Below are 9,746 nucleotides of genomic sequence, written 5' to 3'. Positions count from 1 at the left end.
ACAGCAGCCCGTCGGCTTTGTTCAGCGCCGCCAGCAGTTCCGGCGCAGCGGCGATTAGGCGGGCGTTGGCTGCGGATTCCTGTTGATTATCCCCGTAGACAGCCGCAACAGTTCCGCCGGGACCCTCCGGCACAACATGGGCGGGACCGTCCTGCCCCGGAGCCTCGATGGTCCACGGCCACAACCGAGTAGCCCTTGCAGTCCCCATGTTTCCGGTCCATCACGATTTCAGCCGGCGCGTAGCCGGATTGCTCCCGGTACTCTATTGTCCCCGCTTGCCAGCCGGCTATTGTCAGCGGGTCGCAGTTTGAGTACCGGGCCAAATCGCCCGGAGTTTTTAACGCCGGGAAACAGCCAGACAAAAACACCGCCAGCACTATGAGTATTGAGTTTTTCATAGTTATATCTTCCTCCCTGATTTTATGCGGGGTACGATACCCAGCTGAATCCATTATGCCATATTCGCACCAGCGCGCCATTTTCGTAGATTTTCCCGCCGCCGCATTTGCAATCCCCGCAACTAGCGAGCCTCCGCGCCCGCATTATATCGTTGGTCCGCCCGATCAGGCGAGGATTATCCCCGCCGTGGAAATGGCTCTGCCTGATTTCGTATTTGTATTTTTTCATTTTATTTGCCCTCCGCTCCAAAATGACGGCCCCGGCTGCTTCTCTTGTCGAGGGAGGTTAGCGGGAGCCGGGGCCGTTTAAATTAAAAACCCGCGACCTCTTTCCTCGACATATATAGTATGGCATACAAAATGCCGTTTGTCAAGGGTTTTCGGTATTAAAAATTCTAATACCACATAATAAAATCTTATACATAGTTTCCTCCGTCGTGGTCACGACGAGGATTTAGCTGCTCATGCGTCCGCATTGCGAACGCAATGCGTCCTCTTTGTTTATTTATTTCTTTTCTGATTCTGAGATTGTTTCGGTTGAGGATAATGACTAATTTTAATTATATAGGTGAATTTTACGGGGATGATGGAGCCCGGAAAAATGATGGGATTTGCTATGGCTGCGGATTGGTGGGCCAGGGAGAGATCGGGTTTGGGCTGGATTTGAGGGGTTACAGCAGTCCGACGCGCAATACAGCCAGGGAGTAATCCCCCCCGCGAGGGGGTATAGGGGGAGTAAGAATAATAAAGAGGGTGTAATATCTCCATGAGTTCCGCGCTGATCTCGTATGCGCGGCCCTTCCACGCTGTAAAATAATTGAGTTAAATTGTAATAGAGGCGATTTATTGGTCAATGTCTCTCCGAGTACGAGGCGCTCCCTTGGTGTTTCCCGGTCTCGTGTTTTGCCTCGCCGCGGTGATCTGCCTGGTGCTGGTGTTTTTCCAGCCTGATTTACCCCTGTTTTTACGAGTTATCCACAGGCTGGTTCATTGGGGAAAAGTGAGTTATCCACAGGCAAATGTTAACATAATGTTTATTATCGTAAGTGGACGCAAAAAGTGTAGGAAATATAAGCACAATTTGCAAAACAGGGCCGGAGAGGGTAGGCAGCGGCGCAGAAAAAGAGGCAAAAAAAGCTGGAGTGGTTAAGGAACGGAGGCCTCCAATACACCCCCCGTATACCCGAAAAGTCGGGTCGGCTGCCTGGAAGGGCGTATATCAACCTCTCTCTCCCTCCCCAAGTAATGTTCAGATGCAGTATCTGTTATATTTTAATGAAGCCGTAGTGGTTCGCTGATAGGGGTAGGAAGCGTTTTAGACACCCCCGGCACATGGTGGGAGGGGGGTGGGGTATTTTGGAAGGGGTCTTAATTTTTTAAAAAATCCTGAAAATTAAGTCTTATGTCGTACCATGACTTTGTGAAAGATTCTGAGGTTTCTCTGGCAAGGATCATAGCGCGCAGGGCCTTATCCTGGCCGGCAATGCGGGCGCGTTCTTTGATGGCCTCTATGTCTGTGGGGGTAAGTTTGGGGGTGGGTTTGGTCATTCTGGTAATTTCAACAGCCTCCGTAAATCTTTCAGGTGGTTTGTCTGCGCCTTGAGTTCCCCTTCCGTGAAACTCTGGTCCTTTGGTTTAACGCCCATTTCCCTCAGCGCGTCCATGAGTGGGGATAAGAATTTTTGAGGAATAACAAATTTGTTAAAATTATGTATTTGGGCGTTGTTTGGGTCAAGTTTACGCATAGTGTGTCCGTCTGCTTCAAGTATATGAACAACTCCCCCTTCTTCGGTGTAGAAATATATAAAGCAAGACATTGTTTCAAAACTCTCAGATATTTTAACCTTATACATAAAACCTCCTAAATAGCGTTCAAAATTTCCACGAAGTCTTTATCATCGTAAACGAGGAAAACAGGGACACCGAATGACAGGTATTTTTGAGCCTGCCTGGTTTTAAGCCATAGGTCTCCGCGCTTCTCATTTTTTGATTTGCGCTTGATTTCCACAAGGGCTTTGATGTATTTCCCGTCATGGATAACCACATCGAATCTACAGCCTGGGGCCTCGTTCCATCGGGAGGGGTATTCAAGGTAAAATTTCAATCCGTATTGTTCACAGGCCTTGCAGAACCGATATTTGAGATTCTGTTCGGTGTCCTTCCTGGGCAGGAAGTCCATGACACGGGGAACATCTGGCAGTATTTTCATGGCTTGATTATACCAAAAAATTAGTGTATGCTGAATATATGCCGACCAAAAAGGTTAAAAAGAAGAAGGGCAGGGAATACCGGGAGAAGTTGTTGGATGATGCGGGCGTAACGGATAAAGAGATTGCGCTATCCATAAAAAAAGCGCTTTCTTCCGACAATCCGGCAGAGCGGTCTAAGGCGCTTGATATAGCCGAGCGGTGGAAATTTGACGAGGTTAAAAACAATGACGACAAGCTTGAGATCTTGCCCCTGGCGAATATAAAGCTGGAAGATATGGTCAGGCTGGCGAATAAGTGCCATTACTGCAAGCACAAGAAATTTGAGCCTTTAAGGGGTGGGAATACCGCCGCCCCGGCGGCGCCGGGGACGGAACCAACTGGCAAGACTGACTCTGAACCCGCTGGCTGCCCTGAGTTGCCTATAGATACCGAAGAGCCCTTAAAGTCCACGGAAGGATTGAATGAGCCGAATCCGCAAGAAAAGGCTGGTTGAGAATCAGGCCGCGCACGCTATAAAGGCCAATTCTGAGATCACGCTATTACCCAAGCAGAAAGAATTCATATTTCTTGAGGATCGATTCTCCGCGCTCTCCGGCGGGTTTGGTTCCGCTAAGACCTTTGCCGGCTGCATGAAGGGTATCATCCTATCCGCAATATTCCCCGGTAATAGCGGAGTGGTGTGTCGTAAGACATACCCCGAGCTGAGAGATGCTACGCGCAAGACCTTCCTGGAGTTAATGCCTCAATCCTGGATACTAGATTGGAACGAAGCGTTTAACACCATGCTTTTGAAAAACGGCTCTCAAATATTATTCAGACCCATAGACGACATACGGAAGCAGCGGTCTTTAAATCTTGGCTGGTTCTATATTGACCAGGCTGAGGAGGTTGAAGAAAGCGATTTCCTTGACCTTGTAGGCCGCTTGCGCCACCCTGTAAGCAAGCAGTTCGGATTTCTGACCGTGAACCCTGACGGGCATAATTGGGTATGGAAGAATTTCTTCGATACCTCGCATCCAAAATATAAGGGCATAAACAGCATAACAAGCGATAACCCCTATCTGCCTGATGATTATATCCAGTCGCTTTTGACCAATTATCCGAAAGACTGGCTTGATAAATTTTTCTATGGTTCCCATGAAGTTAAATCCGGAATAATTCTTTCCGAGTATACCGACGATCTACAGGTCGATCCTTTCATTATTCCTTCGCAATGGATAAAAGCGCGTGGCATGGATTGGGGCGTTGATAAGCCCTGCACTAAAATATCCGTTGCGCTTGGAGACGATGGAATATTCTATGTCTTTGACTGCTACGGCCAGGCCGGCAATACTCCGGAAGAACACGCCAAATCAATTTTAGAACGGGACATAGGTATGGCGTATCAGTTCACTAAGATGGACAGCACGGCCTGGAACAGGAAAGGCGACACCAAGGAAACATCCAAGCTGAGTATCGCAATGCAGTTTATAAAAGCCGGACTGCCTATGTCTCCGGCTACAAGGGACTGGAGCGGATCGGTCGCATACTTGAAGTCCATGATGAAGCAAGGGAAGGTTAAATTCTTCCGCGGGCATTGCGACCCCTTGATCGAAGAAATAAAAACATGGAAATGGGGTCGGCCAGTAGCTGGTAAAGAAACCCCGGCTGTAGGTGAAGATCATTTTGTCGATGGGTGTAGGTATGTTATCTACGCACTATCCGGCCGGCGGTCTGAATCAGCGCCGGCACAGAAAAGCAAGACGGAGGACAGCACGGTAAGAAGCATGATTTTAAAAAAGCCAGGCAGGTCGATTATCATGTACGATTCTGTTACGGGTTGTCCGAGGAATTAGAATAGGACTTGACAAGTTGCAAACTATAGGCAATAATATTTGTGAAAAATAAGGCAGCGGCTTGATCACCGCGTATCGCTCCTGAAGCGAGCCTTCCACCAGATTAAGGCTGGTTCTCCGAAAGGAGAGATGGCTTTTTTATTTTGGTGGTTTCGATTTAAAGGAAACCAATGTCAGAACGATCCGGGCAAGAAGTTATCGAAAAGGTTAAGAACTTCGCCGATGAACACAAGGATCATTTTGCCTCTTTCAACAGTTGGTATAAGATGTACCGCGCCCAGCCTGATGCGCGTTCCATAGGCAGATCGAACACATTTATTCCCGAGATCACAACCGAGATAGAGGCGCTTTCAACCGCCGTATTCGAGATGATATTCTCGGACACAAGCGACGCATCTTTTTTCGATGTTTACCCGCAGGGATATGACGACGCTGTTAAATCATTCCTGGCAAAGTCGGTAATGTCCGACCAATTTGAAACTATAGAGCTGCAACGAAAGATTATGCCGTTCCTGCGCGGACTCACCCGTGACGGGTACGCTCCTATTGAGGTCCCCTGGGTGCTGGACTATGGCTGGAAGAAGCAGAATGGCGTATACACCAGATTTCCAAAGTTCGATTCCTTCGATTTTCAATACATCCGGCCCTGCGAGTTCTCATGCGGAGAGGGCGCTGACATGCTGGAAGGCATGGAGTGGACATGCCGCACATACATAATCCCGTTCGGAAAAGCGAAGCGCATGGAGAAGTTGGGGTTATGGCAGAATGTGGACAAGGCCGCGAGCAACGGCTCTCCATTCAACGAGACAGAGAAAGCCAGAAGGGCAGTTGCCGGGTTGACCAACGAGCCGAAAGAGAAATTTTTAAAATACCACGAATACACGGGCTATCTTGAAGACGAGGACGAAGATTTCAGATGGCGCGTGATGGTGGCCGATAACGGCGTTGTCCTGCGTGAACCAGAAGTCAATCCGTATGACGATGGTGAGTACCCGTTCATAGACTGCAAATGGATAGAGTGCGACAATGAACTCTACGGAATGGGAGTCGTGGAGGTAAACTACCGGCAGCAGAAAGAAATTAACGACCGGCGAAATTTTATCAACGATAACCTCTATGCCGCGCTATATAACATGTGGGCCATGTCGTCTGACTGCGGGCTCAAGAGCGATAACGGCCGGCTGGTGTGGGAAGCATACAAGGTTCTTGAAATGGATAACCCGAGCGGGCTATCTGCTTTGAGACCTCCCCTGGAAGGCATACCATACGCCAAACAGCTTGAAGAAACGGACAGGGAGGCCATGCGCAGGCAGTCAGGCGCCACCTCTACGCTACAGGGCATATCTCAGAACATGACGGCTACGGAGTCTCAGATAGTGCAGAATGAGGCCACACGCAGGCTGCGCGCTATTGTGCGCTCACAGATAGGCACTTTTCTTAAACGCTTCCTTTACAAAGCGCATAGCCGCAACCTTCAATTTCTTGACAGGTCCCGCGTGATCCGAGCAGAAGGTCCGGAAGGTGAGCAACTGTTCGCTTCCGTAAACAATAACAGCCTGTCAAGAAACCCTGATTTTAAGATGAAGATAAGCACGGACCTTGATTTCCGTGTTTTTCAGAAAAAAGAACTGCTTGAATTCCTGCAAGGGTTCGCCATGCTGGCTAAAACCAATGGGTTTAACATGGACGCGAAGCCCATCATACAGAAACTCGCGCTTTCGTTCAATATGAACCCCAACGATTTTAAACGCGAGATCGATGTGCAAAGGGCAATGACTCAGCCGGGAACCATCAAGGCCGCTACTCAGTCCATGATCGCCAAATCTCCGGGAGCGCAAAGGATAATGGAGCGCGGGGCGCCTACGGTTGGTGGAATGGGTATCGCCCGAAACAATGAAAGGTCTGTAACGGCGGGCTTGCCATGACCGATAATTTTGTTTCGCCTTTTATAGACGGACTCAGTAAGGTGATAAATTGCGAGGGTTATTCATCGATGGTGGCCCTCTATAATGCGGAAGAGAAAATAATACTTCGTGACCTGGCCGCGGCTGTTGAGGATAAAGATTTACGGATAATCCAGGGCCGATACAGGATGCTTAAACACCTGCGTGATCTGCCTACTCAGACCGTTGAAAAATATATTGCAAGCAAGAACTCAGGAGGTTAGCGCTATGTCAAGAGTGGACGATATCAGAAACAGGACATTCAGTTTATCCGGGCAGGAGAAGATACACACCATGGCCGGGAATAAGGTTCCAGCTGTTGAGGACCAGATGCCCGCGCCCCCTCTGGACGATGCTCATCCCGTAAACGATGCGGAGTTTTACGGCGCTAGGGCAATGGAGTTCTACGAGTATTTTTTAGACAAAACACCGTCACAGTCAATAGCCTCGAATCTGGCTCTCGCCGCCGCCACGCTTAAAGCGTCCGTTGTCTTGGCTGGACATATAAGGTCTTTGACTGACGCAGTTATGGATATAAAAACCATTTTACCGAGAATCCCGGCAACTCAGGATAAACCGCCGTATGCCGGTAAAAAGAGGGGCAGGAAGCCTAAGGACAAATAAATGCGCGACGATCAAATACGGGCAATGATTCAGAGGGAAGTGGCCCATGCTGATAATATCTCCCTCTTACGCAGCCAACAGGCCATAATTCGCATAAATTCGATAATGTCCGCAATATGCGAAAAAAGATGCCTCCTGCGAACGCTGTTTCAGCCGGAGTATTTTTACAAGCGCGTGGACCAGATCTACACCGTAAAAGTCCAGGCGTTCAATGAGAGCATGAAGGAAGAAGCGGCAAAGGAGAAATTAAGAATATGAAAAAGTTAATTTTCAGCGTTTGCTTGCTGTTAAGCGCGGCGATATTTTCGGGAAAGGCTTTTGCCTATACCGAGATAGACGCTTCAAATGAAGTGGCTTTCACCAGCGCCGTCTCCGTGTCCACTACGCCCGTGCTTTTCGTGTCCAGCTCCACCCTGCTGAACCTGGAGGAAGTGCATATCTGGCAGTACGCGGCTGATGTGGTATACATAAACTTCACCTTGCCGGCTTCCTCAACCACGGCAGCGGCCACCGGCATTAAAATATTCCAGTCTGACAAGAACAGCGGGTACATCCCATTGCTCATCAGCAAATATGTGACCATGTATTTTACCATGGCAGGAGACAGCGGTACCGGCAGCGTAAGAGTGGCGGAGTTCGGAAGAGCGCCATAAATATTGTTTCTAGGCCCGTTCAATTTAAAAACGAGGCAGGCAGAAGCGAAAGGCCGCTGCACGAGAATTACTAAACGGCCGGGATTGTAATAACAGAGGGGATTAAGGGAATTGCACGCCCTCCCCGACGCATAGGACCAATAAAAGTAGTCCTGTCTGTTGCGACTTACAGACAAACAATCGGATAGTGTCCCAGATTCTACAGACCTCCCCCAATGTTCTCTAAAAGGGATGGTCCTTGCGGAAAATGTGCTATTGGGGGAAGTCTGTAGAGTTTGGGTTAACGGTGCAATTTTGAAATTCGCCACTTGTGGCGTTAAACCAAGGAGAATACGAACATGATAGAAGAAGAAGCCGGTAGTGCGGGTGGCGGAGCGGGAGCCGGAGGCGGCTCAGGAGAAGGAGATCCCGGAGCGGGTGCGGGCGCCGGAGCGGGCGCTGGTGCGGGTGAGGGTGCGGGCGGTAAAGGCAGAGAGCAGTTTGTTCCCTATGCCCGCTTTGAAGAAGTGAACACCAAGTACCGCGACCTGGAAACGAAATACGGGGGGATGCAGAAAATCCTTGACCAGATGAAGGGCGCGTTAAGCCCGGAACAGAAGCAAGGGTTTAAGCTTGACTACAGCAATCCCGATAAATCCATAGAGGATTTTGTAGCCAGGATGCTCGATGAAAAATTCGGCGGGCTACAGAAAGAGAACACGGAGAGAGAGCGGTCCTCAAAAATAGCGTCGGCTAATAAATGGTTCAGGGAACAGGAGGATTACACCCCTGAACTTGAAGAAAAAGCGGCCAGGTTCATCACGGATAATAAGCTGCAAGGCCTTGACGCGGAAGTGGCCGTTAAGCTCGCTTATAAATTCGTGACCATGGGAGACGGTTCAGGGTACACGCGCACGATCAAAGAAGGGCTCAGAAAACCCGGCACCGGCGTAAAAGGCAAAGGCCAGGATTATAAAGCCGAACTCGCGGCGCTCGATCCCAATGACGAAAAATACGAGGAAAAGATAAGAGCGATTCATGCAAAGATGATAGGAGGATAAAACATGAAGACAAGGAAGTTGGGCGTCTTACTGGGGCTGCTTGTGCTTGCTTCATTGCCCGGCAACGCGGCAATGAGGTATAGCTGGCAGACTCCGGTAAATCAGTTGGGCCAGGCTGATTCTTATGCCCTGCCCTGCGAGATAGTGGCCCCCTTGGTGAACACGGTGGGGGGCGCTCTGGCTACCTACGGAGTGGGTAAAAGCACCCCTCTGGCGCAAGCCGGGGCGGTGTACTGGTTGAATATAGAGCCAGCCGCGACCGCCGGTGACTATGTGGTATTCAGGGATTCGGCTACCGCGAATTCTTCGTCTACCGCCATAGCCAAATTCGCGCAGGCCAGCACCACGGGAAGCGTTCTGATAAGCTTCAATCCGCCGATAGCGGTGGCTAACGGCTTATCGATAAATTCCTCATCCGGTACGCTTGGCGTAAGCGTGTGCATACGCGAAGCGGATGGCGGAATATAAGGAGGATTGACCAATGACCAACACAAACATTGAACAGTCCGTAGCGGCCAGCGGCCAGTTCATACCCGAATTGTGGGCGAAAGAAGTCGTCCACGCCAGGGAAACTAAACTGGTTATGCCGAATCGCGTGGCCCGCTACGACGCTGAGTTCAAGAACGGAGGCGATATTCTGCGCATCCCGCAGATAGCGCATCTGTCCGCCGCGTCCGTGGGTTCCTACGGCGCTATTACCCTGGCTTCGCATAGCGAGACCCCTCTCGCTCTGACCGTTGACCAATGGGTATACGCGGCTGCTGAGGTAGAGGACCTTGCCAAAGTGCAGGCCAGCTACAACATGCTCAAAGAGTACGGAAAGAGGATAGGATATGCCCTCAAGCTTAACCTTGAGGAATACCTCCTGGGCCTCTACAGCACTCTTGCTCAGTCTGTAGGCACGGCCAGCACTCCCGTTTCGGATGCCGTTCTTTTGAACTCTATTCTGAAACTTGACGAGGCCAGCGCACCCGAGGAAGACCGCACGATAATCATGCGTCCGGCTTCCAAATCCGTGTTTTTACAGATGGATAAATTCGTGG

General features: G+C 49.9%; 15 protein-coding genes. 10 read left to right on the top strand and 5 right to left on the bottom strand.

Going from position 1 to position 9,746, the window contains the following annotated elements:
- The 5 genes from WC980_10760 to WC980_10740 all read right to left on the bottom strand — a co-directional run.
- Positions 1-208 (bottom strand): hypothetical protein (locus WC980_10760; protein ID MFA5795531.1); only part of this gene is annotated, 208 nt, incomplete at its 3' end.
- 212 nt (positions 209-420) lie between these two features.
- Positions 421-627 (bottom strand): hypothetical protein, encoded by a 207-nt coding sequence (locus WC980_10755; protein ID MFA5795530.1) that lies wholly within the window; start codon positions 625-627, stop codon positions 421-423.
- Positions 628-1,766: 1,139 nt separating this feature from the next.
- On the bottom strand, positions 1,767-1,946 hold the full coding sequence (locus WC980_10750) for a hypothetical protein (protein ID MFA5795529.1): 180 nt from the start codon (positions 1,944-1,946) through the stop codon (positions 1,767-1,769).
- Positions 1,943-2,251, bottom strand: coding sequence for a hypothetical protein (locus tag WC980_10745; GenBank protein ID MFA5795528.1), 309 nt, complete (start codon positions 2,249-2,251; stop codon positions 1,943-1,945). The genes WC980_10750 and WC980_10745 overlap by 4 nt, the downstream gene beginning before the upstream one ends.
- A gap of 8 nt (positions 2,252-2,259) precedes the next feature.
- Entirely contained in the window at positions 2,260-2,607 is a 348-nt protein-coding gene (locus tag WC980_10740) for a hypothetical protein (GenBank protein ID MFA5795527.1), read from the bottom strand.
- A 38-nt stretch (positions 2,608-2,645) separates the two neighbouring features.
- Between WC980_10740 and WC980_10735 the strand changes: the two genes are divergently transcribed.
- The 10 genes from WC980_10735 to WC980_10690 all read left to right on the top strand — a co-directional run.
- Positions 2,646-3,101: a hypothetical protein gene (locus WC980_10735; GenBank protein ID MFA5795526.1), complete on the top strand. Its 456-nt coding sequence runs from the start codon at positions 2,646-2,648 to the stop codon at positions 3,099-3,101.
- Positions 3,070-4,443 carry a phage terminase large subunit gene (locus WC980_10730; protein MFA5795525.1) on the top strand — a complete coding sequence of 458 codons (1,374 nt, stop codon included), beginning with the start codon at positions 3,070-3,072 and terminating at the stop codon, positions 4,441-4,443. Before WC980_10735 ends, WC980_10730 begins: the two co-directional genes overlap by 32 nt.
- Before the next feature lie 170 nt (positions 4,444-4,613).
- Positions 4,614-6,368: a hypothetical protein gene (locus tag WC980_10725; GenBank protein ID MFA5795524.1), complete on the top strand. Its 1,755-nt coding sequence runs from the start codon at positions 4,614-4,616 to the stop codon at positions 6,366-6,368.
- Positions 6,365-6,610, top strand: coding sequence for a hypothetical protein (locus tag WC980_10720; GenBank protein ID MFA5795523.1), 246 nt, complete (start codon positions 6,365-6,367; stop codon positions 6,608-6,610). Before WC980_10725 ends, WC980_10720 begins: the two co-directional genes overlap by 4 nt.
- A 4-nt stretch (positions 6,611-6,614) precedes the next feature.
- Positions 6,615-7,010 carry a hypothetical protein gene (locus tag WC980_10715; GenBank protein ID MFA5795522.1) on the top strand — a complete coding sequence of 132 codons (396 nt, stop codon included), beginning with the start codon at positions 6,615-6,617 and terminating at the stop codon, positions 7,008-7,010.
- A gap of 105 nt (positions 7,011-7,115) precedes the next feature.
- Positions 7,116-7,268: a hypothetical protein gene (locus tag WC980_10710; protein MFA5795521.1), complete on the top strand. Its 153-nt coding sequence runs from the start codon at positions 7,116-7,118 to the stop codon at positions 7,266-7,268.
- Complete coding sequence (locus WC980_10705; protein ID MFA5795520.1) at positions 7,265-7,663, top strand: hypothetical protein; 399 nt, start codon at positions 7,265-7,267, stop codon at positions 7,661-7,663. The genes WC980_10710 and WC980_10705 overlap by 4 nt, the downstream gene beginning before the upstream one ends.
- 338 nt (positions 7,664-8,001) lie before the next feature.
- The gene (locus tag WC980_10700) at positions 8,002-8,703 is read left to right on the top strand and encodes a hypothetical protein (GenBank protein ID MFA5795519.1); all 702 of its coding nucleotides are present in this window, start codon (positions 8,002-8,004) and stop codon (positions 8,701-8,703) included.
- A gap of 3 nt (positions 8,704-8,706) precedes the next feature.
- Positions 8,707-9,171: a hypothetical protein gene (locus tag WC980_10695; GenBank protein ID MFA5795518.1), complete on the top strand. Its 465-nt coding sequence runs from the start codon at positions 8,707-8,709 to the stop codon at positions 9,169-9,171.
- A 13-nt stretch (positions 9,172-9,184) separates the two neighbouring features.
- Positions 9,185-9,746: hypothetical protein (locus WC980_10690; GenBank protein MFA5795517.1), on the top strand; the 562-nt coding region annotated here is incomplete at its 3' end.

The organism is Candidatus Brocadiia bacterium (genome assembly GCA_041658285.1).
In the GTDB taxonomy this organism is placed as follows: Bacteria; Planctomycetota; MHYJ01; order JACQXL01; family JACQXL01; genus JBBAAP01.
The sequence above is the reverse complement of the archived record's forward strand: the minus strand, read 5'-3'. Positions and strand labels throughout refer to the sequence as shown.